Here is a 24,014-nt window from a genome sequence, read left to right as displayed (position 1 = left end):
CTTATTTAGAAAAGAAGTTCTTCATACCGATGTATAAATACAACCCTGCAAGCGCACCTTGGTCAATAACGCCCTGGGCCTTAGCGGCATGCACTGCTGCTTTGCCATATTTTGGAAGCATATCTTTAGTAGCTTCACAGCCTTCAGCTGCACCAGCAACCAATGCATCAACTACCTCAATAAAAGTCGCATTTACATTACTTTCTAAAAGTACAGTTGCTTTCTTCGCTGCAGCATCAACAGAATCAAGAATAGTTCTATCACCCAGTTCACATTTGCCACGCTTCTTAATACCGTCAGCAAACGCAGTTGCAAATGTCACAAGATCTGCTGGCACAAGATTTATTTGACCTTTTAAATTCTTGCCAGCTTCCATAATGCCGGACGCCATAAGTGTCCCCATAGTAGAAGGAACGAGATTTTGCATTTTCATGGCACCCTTAAAAAGCATCTTTCCTATATCACCCTCAGGCTTAAGTTCACGCAAAAAGCCTGGAAGAGCACCGTAACCTTTGCTCATAGTCAAGCCAAGATCACCATCGCCCATGGCTGCGTCCATTTCACAAAGTTCATCTTTTTTCTCAGCAAAAAGACTGCCCACAGACTCAAAAAGATTAGGTACATCCTCAAGAGACAATGTATCCATTACGGTACCTCTCTGCTAAAACTACTTCTGGCAAATGAAAGGAGTATTTACGGGATAATCAAAGTAGCTCTTAAGCTCCTCATCTACTTTGCAGATGGAAATGGAAGCTCCCATCATTTCCATGGAAGTTGCAAACTCACCAGTCCAAGAGCGATAAACCCTGATTCCTTTGGTCTCAAGCTGTTTACGAACAGAGTTATTAAGGATATAAAGCTCTTCAATACTTGTTGCCCCAAGACCATTAATAAGAACCGCAACCTCATCGCCATCGTGTAGAGGCATATCCTTTAGAATCTCGTCTACAGACTCCATGGCTAGCCCATCAGCAGTTTTAATAGGACCATTCCAAATACCAGGCTCGCCATGAATGCCCATACCAAAAGCCATCTCATTTTCATTGAGCATAAAATTTGAATGTCCAACCTCGGGAACAATGCAGGGAGTTAATGCAAAGCCAACAGTACGAACGTTATCCCCAGCTTTTTTAGCTGCTGCCGCGACTTCTTCCAACGTACCCATTTGATCAGCTTTTGCACCAGCAGCCTTATACATGAAATAGATACCAGCTACACCACGACGAGCCGCTGGATTGCTGTTGGATAAAACATCATCAGCACCAACTAAAGAAATGGATTTAATATCGTCCATTTCTAGCATCTCTGCTGCCATATCAAAATTCATGATATCGCCAGTGTAATTACCGTATAAATAAAGAACACCGGCACCAGCCTCAACTTCTTTTGAAATGTTATAAATTTGCTCAGCAGAAGGAGACTGAAATACTCCACCAACACCGCAACCATCAATAAGACCTTCACCAACATAACCAAGAAAAAGTGGAAGGTGTCCGGTTCCACCACCAGTGATAATTGCAACCTTACCATTTTTCTTTACAGCATTACAGTAACACCGAAGGTCATCTGCAGCATACGTAACCATATCGGGATGAGCTGCATAAATACCTTGAAGCATCTCGTCTACATAATCTTCTGGCTCATTGATGATCTTTTTCATACCTGTATCCCTTCATAAAATCGAACACAAGTGACCTTGTTTTGTAATTATACTGTGTGCATATAAAAAACAGACATACGCCCTTGAACACCGCGCATGTCTGCTATTTGGTAGCAATATTTTTATATTTTTATTATCTCAATTAGCTAAAATTAGTGTAGAAAATAACAAATAATCCTATGCAAATAGGTTATATTTAGTCATCTCGAACCGTCTGAGAACTGATTACGCAACGATTTGCTGGCAACCAAATGCTGCCCCACTCAAAGGGGGAACCATTTTCCAAACGGACTAACTGATCAAGATTAAGCACGGGTGCATGCTCATCACAACGTAACCATTCAGATCGTTTTTTGCCAGCCGTACGAGCGCTGTAAATCATCTCTGACTTACCAATACTGTGACCACTCAGACGCTCTACCGCTTCAAATAGACCTTCTTCATTAAAGTCAACATCCACTAAATCAGGAAGCAATTTCAAATTAAGGTGACTCTCAATAAACATAACAGGCTCGCCAAAAACCTCACGCACACGCGCAAGATACAAATATGAATCACCACGATCAATGCCAAGCGCATCTGCACAAGCTTTACCTGCAGGCAACACGCTTTTCTCGACAACGGTAGTTTGATAAGGGATACCCTGCTCGTTCATGGATTCAGCAAATGAGAGCAGTGAATTAGAAGAAGGACGTGCCATAACAGGCTGAGTCACATACGTGCCACGGCCGCGTTGTTGAACAAGAAGACCTTCGTCTACCAAGGTGCGAATACCCTTTTGAACCGTACCGCGCGATAAATCAAGCATATCCATGAGTTCGTGCTCGGACGGAATACGGTCATCAACACCCCATTCTTTGGAGTAAATTTTTTCACGCACAAAGTCAGATACCTGCACGTACAAAAGTGAATCAGACGATTTTTCAAACTGCGCCATGTCTCCCCTTAAGTAACAAACAAAGCTATGAACTGCTCATAGTATACTGTGTTGCAACATCTAATAAGGTCGAAATTATGATATTGTGAGCTGCCGTCGCCGTTGCTTCAAAAAACTCCGTGCTCAGTAGTTGATAGGCTGGACGTGGCAGATTTGGTGCATTGGCATCTACAATGCACTGTACCACAGCAATAGATGCTTCTACATCGGGCTTCTCGATAGGATACTGCACAAAGTTGCGCGCAGCGTGGATAAGCGTAGGCGTATCTTGTACCACCATGGATATGGATAAGCTTTTACCGTACGCATCAAAGTCAGACTGCTTTAGGATGCGCACACCATCCCCTGGCTTGTAACCAGCACTATAGGCCACCTTACGTGCGGCTAAGTTATACGTATGGTCACACACCAAATGCGCCCAGGCTCCAAGAGCTAAATCACGCTCAGGCGATGGACCATGCGATAATAGTGGTGCCACATATAAGTCCCAAAACTCATCATAGCGTGGTGTGGGCATAAACTCATCTGCCGCTACATGGGTATCACAATACGTACGTGTCTTGGTAAGTGGCTGCACCATATACCCCACGTAAATATCTGGCACCAAGTTACCAAATAAAAAACAGTTGGCGTCAGAAATACCCAAAGCGTGCGGCTCCCTTGTCTGAAAGAGCCGCTCAACGTGAGCAATATGTACGTTCCAGCTTGGCACGTTAACCGCGCAATTCAGCGCCCAAGCTTCGCCTCAGTTTCTCAATAAGCTTGGAATGAGCGGCTTCTACCTCTTTGGAACTCAGCGTATGATCCGAAGCACGATACACCAAAGAAACGGTCATGGACTTCTTGCCCGCAGCAATAAGCACAGGATCGCGGTATACATCAAACAAACGCGCTTCTGCGAGAAGCTTGCCACCTGCAGACGTTACACGTTGCATAAGGGTCTGTGCCGTAACCTCCTCAGGTACCAAGAGCGCAATATCCACGCTTACACCAGGTAGTGTAGGCACTTCCTGATAGGGAAGTTCACGTACGGCCAAAGACAACAATGCGTCTTGAGCAAGTTCAAAGGCAACTACATCTGCATCAATAGCAAAGTTGGCAAGAGAGCTGGGATGCACATTGCCAATCCAACCCAACAAATCTTTACCAGCAAAAATCTGAGCGCTGCGTCCAGGTTGCAACCAAGGGTACACCTCAGGATCCGCAGGAACAAAACGAACTTTCTGTATACGCAAGGCATGCAACAGTTGCTCCACAATGCCTTTTGCATCAAAGAAATCGTAAGCTTTGGGTTTAGCATTCCAGCTAGGCAGCCTATTCTCGCCACAAAGCACAGCCGCTACAAAGGAAGACTCCGTTGGTTGGCTTGTATCCGCACTGCCAAAGAAGCAACGACCCATCTCATACAAAGCAATGTTTGCAACACCGTGGTCCAAATTATACGCAACCGAACGCAACAGGCCAGGAAGCATAGAACGACGCATCTCTGACTGGTCTGCCACCAAAGGATTAAGAAGCACAACGGGCAAACCTCTGCCTGCTTCTGGCATGGTAAGAAGATCAAGATCACGATGGTCTGCAAAACAGTAATTGCTCGTCTCATTAAGACCGCACGCGCGCAGCGTAGCACCTATCTGACGTATACGCACCTGGTCCTTAGTAAGGCCACCGTGATGATTGCGCGCTGCAGGAAGCGTGGGCGTCACACGGTCCATACCCCACAAGCGGAGCACCTCTTCCACCAAATCTGCCTCACGCGTAAGGTCAGGACGGTTAGAAGGTGCAATTACGTTCCAGTGCTCAGAACTGGAATCTACCGAGCAACCCAAACGAGTAAGGAAGGTTTCCATTTCTTCATTGGTAATAGAAGCGCCACACAAGGCACGAACACGATCAGGACGCAGGCAAATAGTTACAGGCTCAAACGTTTTTATCAAACAATCTACATGCCCAGGACAAACCTCGGCACCACAGCATTGCTCAAACAAAGCGGCAGCAATATTGGCAGCAGCAACGCAAGCAGTAGGGTCAACCTTACGCTCATAGCGAATAGATGCCTCGCTCATAAGATCAAGATTGCGACTTGTACGAGAAATGTGTCCAGCGTTAAAAACAGCACTTTCCAACAGCACATCAACGGTATTCTCGCCCACCTCAGAGTCCAAGCCACCCATAACACCTGCAAGCGCAATAGGAGTCTGACCATTGTCTGTAATAACAGCCATATCGGGTGTAAGGATGCGCTCTTGCTCATCTAAGGTAATGAGCTTCTCTCCCTCATGAGCAGCGCGCACAACAATATGGCGTTTGCCATCTGCTTGTTGGGTAAGCTTGCCAAGGTCAAAAGCATGAAGAGGTTGTCCCGTAAGATACATAACATAGTTGGTTATATCCACCACATTATTGATGGTACGACCCCCCGCCGCCACAACACGACGAGCAAGCCACTCGGGGCTGGGTCCAATGGTAACGTTACGCACAACACGTGCCACGTAGCGAGAACACAACTCGGAATCTGCTATGTCTACCGAGACAAGCTCAGAGGATGGTACGCCCGTCTCTGCAGTTATAACAGGGTCATCAAAGTAAACATCCTTGTTGTAAAGAGCGCCTACTTCAACAGCAACTCCGTGCATAGATAAACAATCGGGGCGATTGGGCGTCATTTCTGCATCGATAATAACGTCAGACAGTCCCATATATTGAGCAATGGGCACGCCTATTGGCGCGTCAGCAGGCAAGATGGCAATGCCATCAGATTGTGCTGCCAAACCAAGCTCACGCAAGGAGCAATTCATGCCATAGGAATCTACGCCACGAAGTTTAGATTTTTTAATGGTTATGCCACCAGGAAGCTCGGCTCCAATCATGGCAACAATAATGTGGTCACCCTCATTAAAGTTTTGGGCACCGCAAACAATCTGCAAAGGAGCAGGTTGACCATCTTCATTCACATGAAGTGTGCCCACGTTGATTTGCGTAAGCCACATATGGTCAGAATTAGGGTGAGCAACCTTAGACACAACCTGCCCAGTTACTACATGATCTAAGTGTGCGCCGGTTTTCTCGACAGACTCTACTTCAGTGCCAGTGCGAACAAATTCACGGCAAAGGTCATCGGGGTTCTCTGGAAGCTCAACCATAGATTTGAGCCACTCATATGAAATGCGCATTGATGATATGCCTTTCTCTTAGAACTGACGAAGGAAACGCATGTCACCAGTTACCAGCATGCGCAAATCAGGGAGGTCATAACGAAGTGCAGCTACGCGCTCAGCACCAATACCAAAGGCAAAACCAGAGTACTTCTCGGGGTCAATGCCTACATAGCCAAAAACATTGGGGTCAACCATACCGCAGCCCAAAATCTCAAGCCACCCCGTGTTCTTGCAAAAACGGCACCCCTTGCCATGACAGATATTGCAAGAAACATCCACCTCACAAGAAGGCTCCGTAAACGGGAAAAAGTGGGGACGATAGCGGGTTGCGCGGTCCTTACCAAACATCTCTTGGCAGAAGTAATCCAAGGTTCCCTTCAAATCACCAAAGGTAATGCCCTCATCTACCACCAAGCCTTCAATCTGAGTAAACTGAGGCAAGTGGTTGGCATCTGCAGTATCAGGACGAAATACCGTACCAGGGCAAATCATATAAATAGGCGGCTTTTGCTCTTCCATAGTATGGATTTGCACGCCAGAAGTTTGCGTGCGCAGCAAAATATCCGACTCACCTCGAACATGGGTGTGCTCACCGTGATCTGCACGATCAAGCACATAAAAGGTATCGCGAGCAGAGCGAGAAGGATGATCTTCAGGCGCATTAAGAGCAGTAAAGTTGTAATAGGTGGTCTCTACATACGGACCATCCTGCACGGTATAGCCTAAGCCCACAAAAATCTGCTCAATCTCTTCTACAATCTGAGAAATGAGATGTTGCGTACCAACACGAAGCGGAGTTCCTGGAAGAGTCACGTCTACCGCATCAGCTGCAATACGAGCTTCTAATGCCGCTGCCTGCAATTCCTTCTTAAAGGACTCAAGTGAAGCCTCAAACTGTGCCCGCACTTCATTGGCTCTTTTACCAATAATGGGACGTTCTGCTGGATCCACGCTCCCCATAGAGCGCAAAACACCTGCCAGCGAACCCTTTTTGCCCATGGTTGCCACACGGACCTTCTCGAGCTCTTCTAATGTTTTTGCAGCAGCAAGCTGCTCATTTGCCTGCTCGGCAATGAGTTTGAGGTCGTCAACGAGCGACATTTACCTTCCCCTTCCAATAAAAACCGCCCCTGAGCATGATGCTCAAGGACGGGAAGTTACCGCGGTACCACCTTGATTGACCTGTGCGTTTTCTCTCGCACAGACCCACTTATGTATCCTTGTTTCGTAAGGAGTACGGTTTCCCTACTAAGAAGCCCGGCGTAGAAGCACGGCACTTCCGTTAAGGTCACAGCTGATAGAGTGAACGCACTTCTCTACCCGCGTAGGCATCTCTCAACCAGCAACCACCGCTGGATGCCCTCTCTGTCCACAGATACCGCGAGAATATACCCTCTCCGTCATAGCCTTGGTTTACCTTAGCACAAACTAGTGGACAAAGGGCCACTCACCACGAGCTATCGCACGAATATCATCTGCAACTGCATCATCATTTACGCTGCCCGTATGCCAGCGTGCAGCAGCTATTGCTTCGGGCATGGCATCCGCTACCGCAACGGAATTGGGCACGTGCGCCAACATGGGCACATCATTGCCACCGTCACCAAATACCGCTACCTCATCTAAGGTAATGCCCAAATGAGCAGCAAGCGCATCTATGCCCGATGCCTTATTGCGCCCCTCAAGCATTACATTAAGAAATGAAGGACTGGGAACATCAAAATCTAAGCCAGCGACACGCTCATTCAAACGATCACACAGCTCAACAGTAGCGCTCATATCGCCATCGAGAAACACGTTGCACTTGGTCATCTTGTTTGTATCTGGAATGGTTTTCTCGATAATTGCCGTTTTTGCATATTCCGCATACGATGCCAATAAGGAAGATGGATCACCACACAAAATATGAGGTGCACCATCCATAAACACTGCAACACCTGTACCAGGAATATCGGAAAGCTCGTCTATGAGCGGACGCAGCAGCTCTGGAGTAAAACGAGTTTCTACAATGGCTTGCCCATCAAGATAAACGCTCTGCCCGTTTGTACCAATGGCTGTGGCATAGGCAGCAGCATCATCGCAAAACAAGGGTGGCAACCACTCTACGCCACGACCAGTACACGGACCAAAGCGTACGCCCGCATCCAATGCCTCATGAATGGCGTCCAACATAGTATCTGACACACGTTTATGTCCATATGGCAAAATTGTTCCATCAATGTCCGACAAAATGAGCTTAATCACAGGCTCTCCCATCCATAAAGTTTACGAAACGTTACACTTACGTTTATATAACAATTCCCGAGCAAAAGGAGCGCTATGGCAACTAATACCGAGCACCTCACAGCCGATCTTGCCGAGCTTGATCACATAGAGAAGCACTTGTTTGCACACAATTATGCAGCAAGTGGCATTTATTTTAGCGGAGCTACAACAGACCCTGTCAAGGGCGCTGCTGGTCGCGGTGAAGCACTTGCAATTTTAGACGAAGAAAACCATGAACTGTTGTGCTCTCAGGCAACGGGAGAGCTCCTTGAACGCTTGGTAGCTGCCGAGAAAAACGGTGAGCTTGATGAGTTCCGCTCTGCCGAGGTGCGTGTGTTGGCGCGTGACCGTTCCAGAGAAGCAGATATTCCTGCCCAGCTTGCAAGTGATTACACCCGCCTGCGTGTAGAATCTGGCGACGCTTGGCATAAGGCTAAGCCTGCGGGTGATTGGGAGAGCTTTGCTCCCTATTTAGACCAGATTGTAAGTTACATGCGTCAAATCGCTGAGTTTAAGGACGCTTCTCGCAACCCCTATGAGGTATGGCTTGATGAGTTTGAGCCTGGCACGTCTTGCGAGTTTTACAACCGCTTCTTTGATGCCGTTAAAGCAACCGTTGTTCCTCTCGTAAATGACATCGTAAAACAGGGATACCAACCAAGTCGAGCCTGCATAGAAGGCAGCTTTGACACTCAAAAACAGTGGGATTTGGGCATTGAGCTTTGCAAGATTGAAGGCTTGGATATGGATGCGTTGGTATGTGCCCATACCGAGCATCCCTTCACAGATTCATTAACATCGCGCCATGTCTTTGTTGCTTCACACGTATATGAACATGACGTCCTATCCAATATTTTCTCAATGTTACATGAGGGTGGGCATGCCCTGTATGAGCAAGGCGTTAACCCTGCTTATGACTATACCTGTCTTAAGGGTGGCACCTCTATGGGCATCCATGAGGCGCAGTCTCGTTTCTACGAGAATCTAGTTGGCCGCAGCGAAGCTTTTGCGCCCGTCCTACTTGACTTGCTTAAAAAATATTTCCCCGAACAAATGGCAGACGTTACAGCCGAGGAGCTCTATGCAGCCGAGAACCGCGCCGAGCCGTCTCTCATTCGTACCGAAGCAGATGAGCTTACCTATCCTTTGCATATTTTGATTCGCTATGAGCTGGAGCAAATGCTGTTTAATGGCGAGGCAAAGGCAGCAGATATTCCTGGCTTGTGGGCCCAAAAGTACAAGGACTACCTTGGCGTTGATGTTCCCAACCATACCGTAGGTGCTTTACAGGATATGCACTGGTCTGACGGATCTATTGGCTACTTCCCCACGTATGCCTTAGGCAGCGCTTATGGCTCTCAGTTTGCTGCAAAGATGATTGAAGAGGGCATGGACCTTAACTCTATTATTGCCTCTGGCAACCTTGCTCCTATAGGCACTTGGCTGGGCAGCCGCATTTGGACCTATGGTCGTGGCAAAGACCCTGTTGACCTCATCAATGGTGCCGTTGGTGCAGACTTTGATCCCAGCTTCTACACCACATACCTGGAAGAAAAATTCAGCAAGATTTACAAACTTGCATAAGTCTTTGTTGTAGCTGTTACCGCGCTCGCCAGTTCGTACGAACTGGCGAGCACATGTCAGATAGCACACTCATATCAGCAAAGTTTTACCAAAGGAGACCCCATGTCTGTACCCAAAAGGAGACTTCCCGACGATGATGCATGGCGCATTCTTCCTGAGTGTAAGTGGGGCACATTGTCTCTTATTTTGCCTGATGGAACACCGTATGCCACTCCTGTTAATGCCGTGTTAGATGATGACGACCACAGTTTATGGTTCCACTGTCGCCGCGGTGGCACACGTGCCAAGGCATTGGCCATTAACCCCAACGTCTGCTATGTAGCCGTCAAAAACGTAGAGATTCCTGAAGAGAAATACACCACCTGGTATGAAAGCGCTATGGTATTTGGCACTGCTGAATTTATAACTGACGAACCAACCTTGCGCGAGCGTCTTGCATGGATGAGTCGCAAGATTGCCCCTGAATGGGAAATGCAAAGGTTGGACGAGGTTATTGATAGCTATATTCGCGCCGTTCAATTCGTAAAAATTACACCAACACGCTGGTCTGCCAAGCAAAACCATGATGACTAGTGCTCACGCTCACGGTACGATAAAGTAAGGAACCATCATGCGAGCATGTTTGCAACGTGTAACTCACGCATCCGTTCGTGTTACTAACAACCTTGTTGGCTCATGCAAACAAGGTTTCCTTATCCTGTTGGGCGTTGGCCCTCAAGACACGCAACAAACTGCCCAAGCCATGTGGAACAAGATATATGGCCTTCGCGTCTTTAATGATGCTGTTGGCAAAATGAACCTTTCGCTTGCCGATATTAACGGAGAGGTCCTGGTAGTGAGCCAGTTTACCCTCTATGCAAACGCCCGTCGTGGCAAACGTCCTTCTTTTGTAGAAGCTGCTGGACCTCAGCTCGGCAATGAGCTCTACGAGAAGTTCTGCGAATGTGCAGCGCAAGACATAGCCCACGTTGGCCGTGGCATATTTGGCGCAGATATGCAGGTTGAATTGGTAAACGATGGCCCCGTTACCATCTGGCTCGACAGCACAGAACTAGGCCTGTAATCAGGTCTTTGTTTTGTGGCTAGTTTTTGTTACTCGCTCGACTTGGAGCCTTCACCAGAAGGACGCTTACGCCTACGGCGCGCCTTAGGAGCAGCAGCATTCTCTGCCCCAGAGGCTTGTGGGGCACCTTCAGGCTTACGTACCTGTTTAGCTGCCCGTTGTGAGCGAGAAGAACGTCCAGGACGATTGGTGTTCTCTGCACGCTCAGACCATGGCGCTCCAACAGAGCCGCCTTTATCGCCAGGACGACGGACACGACGTACCTTATGAGTATGTGCTGGCTTAGAGGCCGGATGCGCTACAGTCTTTGCTGCTGTAGCTGTAACATCCGCAGCTTGAGCAGGCAGAACAACTCGATGATGGCGGCGCTTGTTAGGCATCTTGTTCTGAGTGGCCTTAGTGGCACCCTGTTGCTCGGGTACCGTAGTTTTACGGCGCTCACGACGAGTCTTTGTAGAAGAACCAGTGGGACTCTGTGCATTGTGACGCTCACGAGGTGACTGCTTTACGTGCTCTACAAAAATATCCTGCTCGTCTGTTTCTTCTTCTGGAAGCAAGCCGTTTTTGCGATCAAGCTCAGCAAGTGCCATTTGAATTTCAGGTGAGCTGAGTTTGTCCAAGGTGGAGCGCAAAACCGTATCGGGACGACACGCACAACCAAGCTCCTGAGATTTCTCGCACGCAGCTTTAGAAGCATCCATCTCTGCCAAAGGCACGCGAATTTGCTTGCCGCTTTCTAAGCGCAAGCACAACTCCTCTTTAGGCGTGTTGTACTCAATGATTTTTGCCTTACCCAAAGGAGTATCAATAACAGCGTTGCGCTTAGGTGCGCGGGACTTAAAATCACGATATGCCTCAAACTCATAGCGCAAGCAGCACATAAGCCTGCCACATGCACCAGATATTTTACTGGAGTTAAGGGGAAGATCCTGCTCCTTTGCCATACGAATGGACACAGGTTCAAACTCGCGACCAAACCTACGACAGCACAGTTCCTGACCACAGTGCGCATAGCCACCAACAATAGCAGCTTCTTCACGCACACCAATTTGGCGCATATCAATACGCTCATGCAACTCATGCGACAAGTCACGCACAAGCTGGCGGAAGTCTACGCGCTCTTCAGCAGCAAAATAACACACTGCCTTTTGCCCATCAAAGAGGTATTCCACACCAACAGGCTTAATTTCCAAGCCGGACGCCTTAGCCAAACGGTGAAACACAGGCAGAGCCTCTTCACCTTTACCAGCCAGTTCATCCGCACGAGCTAAATCTTCTTCTGTGGCAATACGAACAACAGAACTAAGTTCAGCTTCGCCGATTGTCTCGCCAAGCTCTTCTTCAGGAACGTTAAAGGGATTGCGTAAAGCAAGACCAATTTCGGTGCCGCGCTCAGTGGTTACAATGACGTGATCGCCAACGCAAGCACCTGTTGTACCTGGGTCAAACCACAGTTCATGGACAATATAGGGAAACTTCACCGGCAAAACGGTGGGCATTACAGTGCCTCCTTGGCAGATAACAGCATGACTTCCAAAGCCAACTGAGGTGTTACATTGTGATTGACGTCAGCAATTGCTACATCAACGGCCTCGAGCGCGCGGATTACTCCTGCAGTAGTGGTGGCTGCACCCATGCGTTGAATGGCATCAATATGGTCCGCATTAACAGGTGCTACGTCCACATGCTCGCAGTACATAAGCACGTCACGCAAAAGAGACTTTGCCGCAGCTAGAGCCTCTATCATACCTGAACGGTCTCGTGAGGTTGCTTCACGCTTTTTTATAGCTTCCAGTTCATTCTGAGCTTTTTTAGAAAGATACTGTTCCACAATAGCTGCTTCTTTTTGCTCTTCCTCACTCAGTTCAGCCTCTTCTACCTTCTTTTTACTCTTTTTAGACGGTGTAATGGCATAAGCAATTCGCCGTGCTGACTGCACAATATCCCACGAGTCAGCATGGGCTAATTCACTAAAAGCACGTATGACCTGTGCACGAATTTCTTGGCGCGCAGCAGATAACACATACTGCTCTGCCTGCTGAGGCGTACCAGTAACAGCAAGTGCAATCTGTGCGCGATAATCTCCCACTCCTGTTGCCAGCTCTACCGCACGAACTTTTGTTTGTGGAGAAAGCACGCTAAAAGGCACCACCTGACAGCGAGAAACAATAGTAGGCAGCACGTTATCGAGCGTACGTGCAATAAGAATAAACACAACGCCTGCTGGAGGCTCTTCAATGGTCTTGAGAAGAGCATTTGCACTTGTACCACGCAGCATATCGGCACGTTGAATGATGTATACCTTTGTTTTTGCGCGCACTGGTGTAAGTTGTACATCATCTATCAGTTCACGAACTTGTCCTGCTAGATAATCAGAAACGCCTGCTGGGGTATACCAATGCACATCTGGATGTGTATGATGAGCCACTCGGATGCAATCATCACAACGTGCATCGCCCCCTTTGGGGCATACCAAACTTTGAGCCAATGCTTGCGCTGCAAGTGTTTTACCTGCACCAGGAGTTCCCACAAATAAATACGCATGAGAAATATGCCCGCCCAAAAGAGCAGACGTCAAAAAACGCTTAACTCGCGGTTGAGCCACAATCTGATTAAGCGCAGGAATCTCCTGAATATGTTGTGTGTTTTGCGTCACGTTAAGCACCTAGCTGTGGAATAAGATCACTCAAGGCATCGCAAATCCGCTGGTAAACCTCATCTGGACTACCGGATGCATTAACCAATTGTGCGCGCTGGGGATTTTCTTGAGCAACTGTTAAATAACCCTTACGAACAGCCGTTTGAAACATGAGGCCTTCTGCCTCTAGACGGTCTGCACCACCTTTTGTAGCACGTGCAAAACCCTCACGAGGATCTATATCTAAAATGAGCGTTCTTGTAGGATCAACGCCACAGCTGCCGAGCTTATTTGCTGCCTGTACACGCTGAGCATTAATGCCGCGTCCTCCCGCCTGATACGCAAAGGTAGAGTCATAAAACCGATCACATAACACGATTGTGCCAGCAGCGAGCGCTGGTTCAACTACCTGTTTAACCATTTGAGCGCGGGATGCTTCATACAGAAGTAGTTCACACTCATCGCACATCTCAGCATTATCTTTATCTAATAACACCGCACGAATGGCCTCAGAAATCCTGGTACCACCAGGTTCTCTAAGACGAATCACATCCATACCAGCAGACAGAAGCGTGTCATACACACGCTGAACTTGCGTTGTTTTACCGCAGCCATCAATGCCTTCAAAGGTAATAAATACGCCTGCCATTATGAGGACTTCTTTACCGTAGTTGCAGACACCTTTTTGGCGGCTGTCTTCTGAGCTTTTGTCTTTTTAGAAGCGGTCTTCTTGGTAGTTGTTTTTTTAGGAGCTGTCTTCTTAGATACAGGTTTTACACTACGACGCGCGCTCTTCTCTTTAGAAGGACACTCAGGATTGGGGCATAACTTCCAAGGGCCACGAGCTGTTTGCACCTCTACCATGGGAGCGCCACAATCAGGGCAACGGTCTGAAGTAGCATGTAGCTCACCACGAGCAGGCAATGGATAGCTCGTTCCACAGTCTTCATAGTTGGTACAACGAATAAAACGTTTGCCGGTCTTCTCGGACTTGTGAGCAATAAGCTCTCCTGTACGACCCTGCTCGGCACACACATGGCAGGTGCCCACCACAACGTCAGGCTCTTGATTAGTAGGGCATGCAGGATTTACGCACACCTCAAATGCCTTACCTCTAAAGGGGCGACACTTAATACGCGGAGCTCCGCACTCAGGGCAAACAGCTGCGGACCCTTCCAAAGCGTCAATACGCACATTGGAAGGAACAGGGAATGTTACATCACAGTCAGGCCAGCCCATACACCCAATAAAGCTACCACGCGTCTTTGCAGAAGACTTAAGCACTAAGTCCTTACCGCACTGAGGACATGTTCCCACACGAGCATCTGCCATTACGGCATCCGAAATAGACGCTCCCAAATCTTCAGTATGCTCAATTAGGCCTTCCATCATTTCTGCGAGAAGTGCGCGCGAATGGCTCACCACGCTACTTTGAGTGTCACCACCCTCAGCAACCTTGGTCATATCCTGCTCAAGCTGGCTTGTCATCTGAGGAGACGTAATGTGAGGCGCGTATGTTTGCAACGCATCAATGATAGCTATACCAAGTTGGCTGGGCTCTACCGGGTCATTTTTAAGATACTTAACTGCATACAGACGTTCAATCATAGAGGCGCGTGTAGACTTAGTGCCCAGACCCAAGCGCTCCATCTCTTGAATGAGTTTGCCCTGACTATAACGTGCAGGTGGCTCAGTTTGCTTTTGAGCAAGCTCAACCTTTTTAATGCTCACCTCATCGCCCTTCTCGAGCGCAGGGAGTTGCTCGTCTTTTTTGAGGCCAAAGGGATATACGCCACGATAGCCAGCAACCTTAAGCACATCACCAGAAGCCTGGAACAGCTCATTTGCAATGGTGATTTTGAACTTGGTACCCTCAATAACGGCAGGTTCCATAAGTGTTGCCAAGAAGCGGCGGGCAATCAGGTTGTATAACTTCCATTCTGCTGGCTGTAAATCATCTGGATTTGCAGCAGCCGTCGGATAAATGGGCGGATGGTCAGTAGTTTCTTGTTTGCCGCGCGTTGGATGAAGCTTTGGAGCAGACAAAATACTGTCACAAGCATCCGCATACGCTGGCACGCTTTTAAGTGCCAAAACCACACCACGCAAATCAAGCGAAGACGGATAGACGGTATTATCTACGCGTGGATAGCTGATAAGACCGTCCATGTATAAAGACTCTGCTAAGCGCATGGTACGTGCAGGAGAAATACCTTCTGCTGCAGCTGCGGCTTGCAAAGACGTTGTGTTAAAGGGAGCAGGCGGATTAGACTTACGTTCGCGCTTGATAACCTCAACCACCGTACCAGGTGTTACGCCATTACAAGCAGTAAATGCTGCCTGAGCGTCATCACCATTAGTAAAGCGATTGTTGGCATGAGCAATCTTAAACTCATCATCGCCAGACGTGGCAATACCGTTAATCACCCAATAATCTTCTGGAATGAACGACATACGCTCACGTTCACGCTCTACAACCAGTGCCAGCGTTGGTGTTTGCACGCGACCGGCGGAACGTGTATTACCAAACCCGCTGCGCTTAGCAACGGTAAGATAACGCGTTAAAACGGCACCCCAAATAAGATCTATGTAACGACGAGAATCACCTGCGTCTGCAAGATCTTGATCAAGCTCTACCAGATTACTAAACGCATGGTCTATCTCACGCTTGGTAAAGGCAGAATAGCGTGCACGACTTACTGGAACATGAGGTGCAACTTCACGAATTTGAGTAAGGGCATCCGAACCAATAAGCTCTCCCTCACGATCAAAGTCTGTGCCAATGATGACAAAATCTGCTTTCTTGGCAAGATTTTTAAGTGCACGAATGATTTCCTTCTCGGCAGGAAGCTTTTCTACAGGAGCCCACACTAAATACGGCAATGAAGCAATATTCCATGACTTAATAGAGATGCCATCTGCTAGATACGGACGACGCTTGGACTCAAAAGGAGGTGTGGGAAGGGACTGAGGAACCTCACAGGGGAGCATCTCCCCCTCTTCCGTCACACCAAACCAGCCGCCACGTTTACGATAGTGCATCTCTGGCGGAAAGTTTGGCTCCAGAATATGACCGCGCAAGCCAATGGTTACCCACTCGTCACCTTCGTGCTCAAAGCGGTATACCGGCGTGTTATACACCTTGTCAGACTTGGGCTTACCCGTATCACACAACAGGCGTGCGATTTGCTGGGCTGCATCGTTTTTCTCTGCAACTACAAGCTTCACTCGCATGCTCCTTTAAAGTAATTAGCAACTCTATACTCGCTCATCACAAGCTATGGTATGAGCATAACCGCAAGATGAGCACTCGTAAACACTAGTCGCGATGAGCGTAATCCTCGCGCGTCCATCTAAGCGCTTGTTTACCATCACGAATAATAATGACTTGACGTGCCACTGCCAAAGAAATCTCATACAAAGAAATGAGGGCTGCAAACATCAATACCATAGTAACGGGTGAGGCATCTGGTGTTACAACAGCCGATAAAATCATGAGGCCAACGTATACGTAGCGCCAACCACCACGCATGGTTGCATAAGGAACCGCATGGAGCGCCGTAAGGTAAAACACTACCAGTGGCAGTTCAAAAGCAATACCAAAGCCAGTTTCCATCAGAGTAATAACATTGATGTAATCCTCAGCCTGAGGAATGACACGCGCAAGAGCGCTTGACTGCTCATACAACCAACCAAAAGCAGCAGGAAGGGCTATGAAGTAGCAAAAAACCATACCAAGATAGAACAATACAACCATTGCTAATACGGTAGGAACAACCCACCTGCGCTCATTTGGTTTAAGTGCTGGCAAGAAAAATGCCAGAATCTCCCAGATGATAATAGGCGTACACACAACAATACCCGTATATAGAGCAACTTTAAAACGAACGGTAAAACCACCTAAAGCAGTAAGTACAGCAAGTTGCCCACCAGGAATATACTCACGTACAGAATCGATAAGCACATCAACAATGGTAGGTGTTGCTTCATACACCACAAGCGTTGCAATAATAACTGAAACAACAATGATAGTAAGGCGACGACGAAGCTCTCCCAGATGGTCAAGCAGCGGCATGCGAGCTGGTCCGATAGGCATACTTAATGCGGGGTCAAGGCTGATGCCTACTTGTCCCCCTCCTCCTTTACAGAATCGCTTGCATCCTTCTTTGTGGCAACTACGGCAGGTGTTGCAGTGGTAGTAAGACCGTACAAAGACGCGGCACTGGTAGAAATCTCTGATTCAGATGCTGCTGGAGACTCAGGCTGCGGCTCACTATTGGAAACAGCTTCCTCTCCAGATTGCCCACCATCGGTAGGCGCAGCGTCCGCAGCAGCATGAGCTGTTGTTACCTCAGCAGTATGCTCCGATGACTTCTGGGCAGCAGCCTCTGTAGCAAGACGAGCTTTCTTTTGAGCAAAGGTTTCCTTTTTGCCTGCATCAATATCTGCGTCAAGTTCATCCTCAATGGAAGAACTCATATCTGCATCAGCACTCTTGCTAATAGGATCAATAATTTCAGACTGGACAACTTTGGTTACGCCATCTTGTGCAGTCCTAAATTGACGTAAGGCACGCCCGATGGTCCTGCCCATACCAGGTAACTTATCTGGTCCAAACAGCAAGAAGCCAAAGAGCAAGATGAGTACAAGCTCTGTCTCTCCAATACCAAACACGCGACTCCTCCTAGTCCAGTACTACGTTAAGCTCAGAGTCTACGCCAAGCAAAGCAAGTACGCGCGCAACATTTTTTTGAGGGTGAGTAACTGACAGCATGCCATTTTGCTCAGCAGCCTTATGTGCAGCTCCAACCAATACACCAATACCAGTAGAGTCGATATAGCTTACCTCAGAAAGATCAACGGTAATCTGAGTAGCTCCATCTTCCAATGCGGCAGCAAGAGCGCTCCGAAGTGTATCTGCACAAGATACATCTACCTCGCCTGTTACTTTGATAAGAGAGCCAGACGTTGTGGTTTGTGTTGTAACCAAGAGGTCCATAGTGTGTCCTTCCAAACTTGCTTACTGAGACGAGCTTCCTAAAAGGCTCTGCAAGCTTTGATTCGTAGTATTTGAGTTAGTAGTTTGCTTGTTAGCAGAGGCGTTTTCTAAACTAGCAAGCTGGTTTTGTGCAAAAGCTTTTGCGCCATATGTGTTGTTTGCATCAATAGAAATTGCAGAAGTATAGGCTGCCTTTGCCTTATCTGTAGTACCAGCAGTCTGATACATCAAGCCTAGATATGCCCAGGCGGGACCGTACTCTTTACCAGCACCTGCAGTGTAGGACTCCATAGCTGCAAGCGCACCATCCGTATCCCCAGAATAATACTGAGCCATGGTACGACGGACACGAACGTCCGCGGAATCATTAAGCGCCAAGTACTTGTCGTAAGCATCCATGGCCTGCTTGTACAAATCTGTTACCTTCGTCTTGCCTGCATCATCTGTAGCAAAGGAAGTAGCCGCCCCTGCCCAAGCCATATAGCTGTTTCCTAAGTTAAGAAGAGCAGCCAGATTATTAGCATCGGATGTGAGGGTAGCTTTGTAGGTTTCTACCAGCTTGCCGTATTTGTTGTCCACATCAGACAAAGACTTAGCAGCACCAGAGGCACCGCTTGCTCCTGCCGAAGCCTGCGCAGATGATGCCGTATTTTTTTGCGCACTTGCCATGAAGATGGACGACAATGAGGGCAGCAAAATGGACAACACCATCAGAACTGCAAGGATAGCAACGACAATAACGGTAAACCGCTCACGCGCCGTTTTTTGCTTCTTCTTTGCCATAACCAACCCTTCGTGGAATCAAAATGTAATATACCTTCAGAGCACTCTATATAAAGTGACAGTTTTTTATTTTACAGAAGTCTTTATAGGCTACGCTTGACGGCTTTGTTTTTCCAAACGAGCAGCACTGTATTTAACACAGACGATAAAAACATCAAGCGCTTGACTCAATTCCTCCATAGATGGAAACGTGGGAGCAATACGAATGTTGGTATCGCGCGGATCCTTACCATAGGGCCACGTAGCCCCAGCGCTTGTCATCTTGACGCCCAGCTCTGCTGCAAGTGAAACAATGGCCTGAGCTGAACCCACAGGACCATCAAAACTAATGAAGTATCCGCCCTGAGGACGAGTCCAGCTTGCAATCCCTAATGTACCTAACCCTGCTTCTAACTTGGAACATACCAATTCAAACCGTGGCCTCGCAAGCGCTGCATGTTTTTTCATATGCTCAGTTACATGTTGAGCATCTTGTAAAAAGCGTACATGTGCCAACTGAACCATCTTATTAGGACAGACGCGATGGAAGGAAAACGCAGCTGCAAGCTCTGCAATATCGTCATCTGAGGCAGCAACCCAAGACATGCCCGCACCGGGGATGGTAATCTTTGACGTGGACGCAAACTCATATACAAGATTGGTAGTGCCCGCTTCTTCCAAGGCATCAAAAATGTTAAGAAGCTCGTCGTGTGGTTCCACTAAATCATGCACGCAATAGGCGTTGTCCCAATACACCCTAAAGTCTGGTGCTGCAGGCTTGAGTGATGCAAACCGCCGAACTACTTCATCAGAGTAGGTAATGCCTGTTGGATTGGCATATTTTGGTACACACCAAATACCTTTAACAGATGCATCCGTCTCTACCAGACGGCACACCTCATCCATGTTAGGTCCGTCTTCGCCAAGCTCTATAGGCACATTTTGAATGCCAAAAGATGCTGTTAAAGCAAAGTGACGATCATAGCCAGGACTCGGGCACAAAAACGTAACCTTACCCTGCTTATACCAGGGTTCACAGCCACCAATGCCACGCGTAAATGCGTTGTCTATAACGTCATACATAATGCTTAAGCTGGCAGAATCTCCCACCAATACCCTATTGGGAGCAACGCCTAAAAGCTCTGCTGCTAACTGCCGTGCTGAAGGCAAGCCCTCGGGACACCCATAATTTGCAGCATCCACGCCCTTATCGATAAAATCTGCGGAAGAAGACAACATATCCAACAGGGGACGAGACAAATCCACCTGATCAGAATGAGGCTTGCCGCGCGCCATGTCTAAGGTCAAATTTTTGCTACGAAACTCAGAAATCTGTTGCTCAAGCACAGCAAGCTCGAGGTCAAGTTGGCTGTCCGTAAGTGACTGATAATAATTTGACACGATTGCTCCAAACGCCAATGTGATGTGCATCCATGATGTACCTTCTTACTATCCCACAATTGTCGGACTGTATTGGGTACTATGCCTATATTCATATGAGTGATGTAAGGAGTCGCATGAACACGCAAGCACAAGACTATGGTGAACTGCAGCGTTTAGTTGATGAACTGTATGCAACTGATGAAGTCGTTTCCCATGTAGACCTAGTTGTTCGTGCCGAAATGAACGACCTCTCGAGCGACCTTATGGAGGTTGTTGAGCTGGTGCCTACGGGCAACTATCGTCGCGCACGTTTGTGTGACCAGCTCAACTCCATTATTACTGCTCATGGTTGGGGCTATGTATATGGGACGGTAAGCTAGCTAACGCAAGCAACTAATCCTTAGTTAATCCTCAGTTGTTTTTGCAAGCGCTCTGTGCGCTATAGCGTCATGCACGCGCACAAACAAGATGCCCACAACGCCCGCAATAACACTGCCTAGCAAAATGGCGCACTTTGCTGCCAATACCTCATCTGCGCTGCGGAAAGCCATGCCCGCAATAAGGATGGACATAGTAAAGCCCATACCGCCCATAATGCCCACAGCAATCACCTGATCCCAACTTACATGCTTGGGCAACTTTGAGAATCCCAGCGTAACAAGCACCCATGTAACCCCAATGATGCCCAAAGGCTTACCCAATACAGCGCCAAAGAACGCACCTAAAGCAACGGGGTCTGCAACAATGGCACCAAAATCTGCCCCAACAAGACGAATCTGAGCGTTTACAAAAGCAAACAGCGGCAAAATAATAAAGTTTACTGGTACTGAAATCTCTCGCTCCACACGAACCAGTGGTGGCGTGACATGATGCAAAACATGCTCGACCTTCTCGGCATTTTTAGTAAAGCTATGCTGGCCCAAAACATGGGACTCGTCATCGTAAACATCATCTAATTTGCGAGCCTGACCATTAAGCCAATCGCGCAATGCGCTCAAACGAATGTCAGATTTTGCAGGCAAAAAGAATGCCAGAATGACACCAGCCAACGTAGCATGGATACCGGACTTATACATACACGCCCAGAGCAGCAAGCCAACAATAATGTAGGGCTTAACGGTGTAAATACGTGCTCGGTTGAGGCCCCATAGAATAAGAATGGCTACGCCCGAAGCAGCCATCCAAAAGATAGAGGGACTGTGACCATAGAACAGAGCTATGACCACAATGGCCAAAATGTCATCTGCAATGGCAAGCGTCTGAAAAAACACTTTGGTCTCTGCAGCAATCTTATCGCCCAAAAGTGACATAACACCAAGCGCAAAAGCAATATCTGTAGCAATGGGAATAGCCCAGCCATGCTGCTGACCTCCCCAATTAAAGGCAATAAAGATAAGTGCAGGAATTGCTACGCCACCAACAGCGGCCAACATAGGAAGCGCTGCCTGGCGAGGACGACGAAGCTCACCAACGGTTACCTCATATTTAAGCTCAATGCCCACGAGCAAGAAAAAGATAGCCATGAGGAAATCATTCACAAAGGCTTCAATGGACATGGTTAAAACAAAATGACCAAATTTGACGCCGATTTGTGTCATAAAAATATGGTGAAGTGGCTCAAACAAAGCTGAATTGGCCACCATAACCGCAAGCAATGCAGCAAACACCATAACCGCTGCTGCGATGGTACCATCCGACGCAAACTTACTTATTTGAGAACTGCGAGCAAGGCGCCTTACCACAGCAGGCTCTCTAATAATGGTCGAACGCTTTGGCATTTCATGCTTAGTGGGATTGCCAGAACGATTGGCCATACATACTCCTTTAGGGTTGTAGGTAAAAAGGTTTATAAAAAATATACCCGCTCACATGACTGACTGCACAACACCGTTTGTCTGAAGTAGAAATACTTCACAAGAATGGATAGCCTATACTTTATGTAAGATTTACGCTCTTATTAGTGCTGGAAAGGACTCACATGAACAGCCAGCGAATTGCAATTCTTACCGACTCCGGTACTGACACAGGTACCACCTTTGCGCGCGAGCATGACATACGAATTGTGCCACTTACCATTAGTTATTCTGATGGCAGTTCCTATGAGTCCACGGTTACCATTAGCTCTGAAGAGGTTATTGCGCGCTTTGATGAAGAGATTCCCACAACATCGCTTCCCAGCCCCCATAGCATCTTAACGGCTCTGCAAAAAGCTAAAGATGATGGGTATAACCAGGCAATTTTTGTGACCATTTCCAGTGGCTTGTCCTCCACCAATCAAACCGTACGCCTCATTGCGTCTCAGGTAAATGATTTTGCCGTACACGTGATTGATACCAAGAATATTGGCCTTGGTGCTGGCTTAATTGTTCAGGCCGCCACACTCCTTGCCGAGAAAGGCCTGGAGCTTAATGACATTGTGTCCAAGTGTGAGCAACTCGTAAGCGATACGCGCCTTTGGTTTTGCACCAAAACCTTATCCTACCTGCGTAAAGGTGGTCGTATTTCTGAAGCAACATACCGTTTGGGCACCATACTTAACATCAAGCCTGTTATTACATGTGACCCTGAAGGCATGTACACACCCGTTAAAAAAGCGCGTGGCTTTGAGAAGGCCATAGAGGAAGAGCTGAAGTTTGTAGAGAAGCACGCCAAGAACTTCTCGCACGTTGTTGTAGGCATTTGCGTTTCCAATTCTGCAGAAATTGCCTCCTACCTTGAGTCAGAAGTCAAAAAACGCCTCAACAACGTTACTCGCATTGTATTTTCTGCCGCAACGCCCGAGCTTTTGGTACACACAGGTCCTGACCTTGTTGGCATATGTGTACAACCAGATGTTTTGGCCCAGTAGCTGAGCAGTTACGAGTGCGCAGCAAGCTGTGCCGCCACAAGCATGACGACCTTGGCGCTTTGATGTGCTGCAATCTTTTCAAAAACAGGATACTCAATCTGCTTTGAGTCATCCGCTTTATCAGAAATGGCACGGATAATAACAAAAGGCAGGTCATTAAGCCAGCACGCCTGAGCTATAGAAGCGCCTTCCATCTCGCAGCAACAGGCATGGAATGTATCACGGATGTGAGCTTTAGTTGTATCATCTGCAATGAATTGATCACCAGAAGCAATGCGCCCCTCAAACACCGCGTACTTCTCGTGAGCCTGAGCAATGGCCTGAAGTACCACACGGCGCAGTGCTTCATCCGCAGGGAAGGCCGCTACCCCTAAACCAGGAACTTCACCAGCTGCATAACCAAAAATAGTTGCATCAACATCATGATGGATAACATCGGTTGAAACCACAATGTCCAAAATATCAATACGGTTATCCAGCGATCCCGCTGCTCCTGAGTTAATAATATGCGTTACGCCAAAGTGATTTACCAGATTTTGCACGCACACCGCTGCGTTGCTTTTACCAATGCCGCAGCGTACTACCACAACCGAACAGTCTTCAAGCATACCTTCAACGTAATCCATGTGTGCGTAGGTAGTAACTGCCGTATTGTGCATATGCTCCTTGAGCAGCGCTGCTTCCACATCCATGGCACAAATAATACCGAGCTTCATG

At 47.8% G+C, this 24,014-nt stretch carries 23 protein-coding genes; 5 read left to right on the top strand and 18 right to left on the bottom strand.

The window, feature by feature from the left end:
* Nucleotide 1: 1 nt before the first annotated feature.
* The 7 genes from SPD80_RS00620 to SPD80_RS00590 all read right to left on the bottom strand — a co-directional run bounded on the left by SPD80_RS00620 (nt 2) and on the right by SPD80_RS00590 (nt 7,999).
* Nucleotides 2-646 carry a dihydroxyacetone kinase subunit L gene (locus tag SPD80_RS00620; protein WP_320827972.1) on the bottom strand — a complete coding sequence of 215 codons (645 nt, stop codon included), beginning with the start codon at nt 644-646 and terminating at the stop codon, nt 2-4.
* 21 nt (nt 647-667) lie between these two features.
* Nucleotides 668-1,660, bottom strand: coding sequence for a dihydroxyacetone kinase subunit DhaK (locus SPD80_RS00615; RefSeq protein WP_320827971.1), 993 nt, complete (start codon nt 1,658-1,660; stop codon nt 668-670).
* A gap of 196 nt (nt 1,661-1,856) precedes the next feature.
* On the bottom strand, nt 1,857-2,597 hold the full coding sequence (locus SPD80_RS00610; RefSeq protein WP_320827969.1) for a GntR family transcriptional regulator: 741 nt from the start codon (nt 2,595-2,597) through the stop codon (nt 1,857-1,859).
* Nucleotides 2,598-2,622: 25 nt separating this feature from the next.
* Nucleotides 2,623-3,243: a hypothetical protein gene (locus tag SPD80_RS00605; protein WP_320827968.1), complete on the bottom strand. Its 621-nt coding sequence runs from the start codon at nt 3,241-3,243 to the stop codon at nt 2,623-2,625.
* Nucleotides 3,244-3,310: 67 nt separating this feature from the next.
* Nucleotides 3,311-5,770, bottom strand: a complete 2,460-nt coding sequence (gene pheT / locus SPD80_RS00600) for a phenylalanine--tRNA ligase subunit beta (protein ID WP_320827967.1) — start codon at nt 5,768-5,770, stop codon at nt 3,311-3,313.
* An 18-nt stretch (nt 5,771-5,788) separates the two neighbouring features.
* Nucleotides 5,789-6,856: a phenylalanine--tRNA ligase subunit alpha gene (gene pheS, locus SPD80_RS00595; RefSeq protein WP_320606029.1), complete on the bottom strand. Its 1,068-nt coding sequence runs from the start codon at nt 6,854-6,856 to the stop codon at nt 5,789-5,791.
* A 327-nt stretch (nt 6,857-7,183) separates the two neighbouring features.
* A complete protein-coding gene (locus SPD80_RS00590) occupies nt 7,184-7,999 on the bottom strand; it encodes an HAD family hydrolase (RefSeq protein ID WP_320827965.1) in 816 nt (271 codons plus the stop codon).
* A gap of 75 nt (nt 8,000-8,074) precedes the next feature.
* On the opposite strand from SPD80_RS00590, the gene SPD80_RS00585 reads away from it, so the two are divergent.
* From SPD80_RS00585 to dtd, 3 genes are all read left to right on the top strand, one after another.
* Entirely contained in the window at nt 8,075-9,604 is a 1,530-nt protein-coding gene (locus SPD80_RS00585) for a carboxypeptidase M32 (protein ID WP_320827963.1), read from the top strand.
* Between the two features lie 102 nt (nt 9,605-9,706).
* Nucleotides 9,707-10,177, top strand: coding sequence for a pyridoxamine 5'-phosphate oxidase family protein (locus SPD80_RS00580; RefSeq protein ID WP_320606032.1), 471 nt, complete (start codon nt 9,707-9,709; stop codon nt 10,175-10,177).
* Nucleotides 10,178-10,214: 37 nt separating this feature from the next.
* Complete coding sequence (gene dtd / locus SPD80_RS00575; RefSeq protein WP_320827962.1) at nt 10,215-10,667, top strand: D-aminoacyl-tRNA deacylase; 453 nt, start codon at nt 10,215-10,217, stop codon at nt 10,665-10,667.
* A 29-nt stretch (nt 10,668-10,696) separates the two neighbouring features.
* Here dtd and ricT read toward each other — a convergent pair whose 3' ends face one another.
* The 9 genes from ricT to SPD80_RS00530 all read right to left on the bottom strand — a co-directional run bounded on the left by ricT (nt 10,697) and on the right by SPD80_RS00530 (nt 20,467).
* Nucleotides 10,697-12,166, bottom strand: coding sequence for a regulatory iron-sulfur-containing complex subunit RicT (gene ricT, locus SPD80_RS00570; protein ID WP_320827960.1), 1,470 nt, complete (start codon nt 12,164-12,166; stop codon nt 10,697-10,699).
* On the bottom strand, nt 12,166-13,323 hold the full coding sequence (locus tag SPD80_RS00565) for a DNA polymerase III subunit (protein ID WP_320827958.1): 1,158 nt from the start codon (nt 13,321-13,323) through the stop codon (nt 12,166-12,168). Before SPD80_RS00565 ends, ricT begins: the two co-directional genes overlap by 1 nt.
* Before the next feature lies 1 nt (nt 13,324).
* Nucleotides 13,325-13,954 (bottom strand): dTMP kinase, encoded by a 630-nt coding sequence (gene tmk, locus SPD80_RS00560; protein ID WP_320827957.1) that lies wholly within the window; start codon nt 13,952-13,954, stop codon nt 13,325-13,327.
* Nucleotides 13,954-16,533 (bottom strand): DNA topoisomerase I, encoded by a 2,580-nt coding sequence (locus SPD80_RS00555; protein ID WP_320827955.1) that lies wholly within the window; start codon nt 16,531-16,533, stop codon nt 13,954-13,956. Before SPD80_RS00555 ends, tmk begins: the two co-directional genes overlap by 1 nt.
* A gap of 91 nt (nt 16,534-16,624) precedes the next feature.
* A complete protein-coding gene (tatC, locus tag SPD80_RS00550; protein WP_320606038.1) occupies nt 16,625-17,401 on the bottom strand; it encodes a twin-arginine translocase subunit TatC in 777 nt (258 codons plus the stop codon).
* Nucleotides 17,402-17,427: 26 nt separating this feature from the next.
* Nucleotides 17,428-17,979, bottom strand: coding sequence for a twin-arginine translocase TatA/TatE family subunit (locus tag SPD80_RS00545; protein ID WP_320606039.1), 552 nt, complete (start codon nt 17,977-17,979; stop codon nt 17,428-17,430).
* 10 nt (nt 17,980-17,989) lie between these two features.
* Nucleotides 17,990-18,304, bottom strand: coding sequence for an STAS domain-containing protein (locus SPD80_RS00540; protein WP_320827954.1), 315 nt, complete (start codon nt 18,302-18,304; stop codon nt 17,990-17,992).
* A gap of 21 nt (nt 18,305-18,325) precedes the next feature.
* Nucleotides 18,326-19,087: a hypothetical protein gene (locus SPD80_RS00535; RefSeq protein WP_320827952.1), complete on the bottom strand. Its 762-nt coding sequence runs from the start codon at nt 19,085-19,087 to the stop codon at nt 18,326-18,328.
* 90 nt (nt 19,088-19,177) lie between these two features.
* On the bottom strand, nt 19,178-20,467 hold the full coding sequence (locus SPD80_RS00530; RefSeq protein ID WP_320827950.1) for an aminotransferase class I/II-fold pyridoxal phosphate-dependent enzyme: 1,290 nt from the start codon (nt 20,465-20,467) through the stop codon (nt 19,178-19,180).
* Between the two features lie 116 nt (nt 20,468-20,583).
* Here SPD80_RS00530 and SPD80_RS00525 point away from each other — a divergent pair, with 116 nt between their 5' ends.
* Complete coding sequence (locus SPD80_RS00525) at nt 20,584-20,829, top strand: hypothetical protein (protein ID WP_320606043.1); 246 nt, start codon at nt 20,584-20,586, stop codon at nt 20,827-20,829.
* Between the two features lie 24 nt (nt 20,830-20,853).
* Here the strand turns inward: SPD80_RS00525 and nhaA are convergent, their stop codons facing one another.
* Entirely contained in the window at nt 20,854-22,263 is a 1,410-nt protein-coding gene (nhaA, locus tag SPD80_RS00520; RefSeq protein ID WP_320827948.1) for a Na+/H+ antiporter NhaA, read from the bottom strand.
* A gap of 164 nt (nt 22,264-22,427) precedes the next feature.
* Between nhaA and SPD80_RS00515 the strand changes: the two genes are divergently transcribed.
* Nucleotides 22,428-23,297 carry a DegV family protein gene (locus SPD80_RS00515; protein WP_320606045.1) on the top strand — a complete coding sequence of 290 codons (870 nt, stop codon included), beginning with the start codon at nt 22,428-22,430 and terminating at the stop codon, nt 23,295-23,297.
* 8 nt (nt 23,298-23,305) lie between these two features.
* On the opposite strand, the gene SPD80_RS00510 is transcribed toward SPD80_RS00515, so the two are convergent.
* Nucleotides 23,306-24,013 (bottom strand): 5'-methylthioadenosine/adenosylhomocysteine nucleosidase, encoded by a 708-nt coding sequence (locus SPD80_RS00510; RefSeq protein ID WP_320606046.1) that lies wholly within the window; start codon nt 24,011-24,013, stop codon nt 23,306-23,308.
* Nucleotide 24,014: the final 1 nt, after the last annotated feature.

Source organism: Atopobium sp., from assembly GCF_034113385.1.
GTDB lineage: Bacteria > Actinomycetota > Coriobacteriia > Coriobacteriales > Atopobiaceae > Atopobium.
The sequence above is the reverse complement of the archived record's forward strand: the minus strand, read 5'-3'. Positions and strand labels throughout refer to the sequence as shown.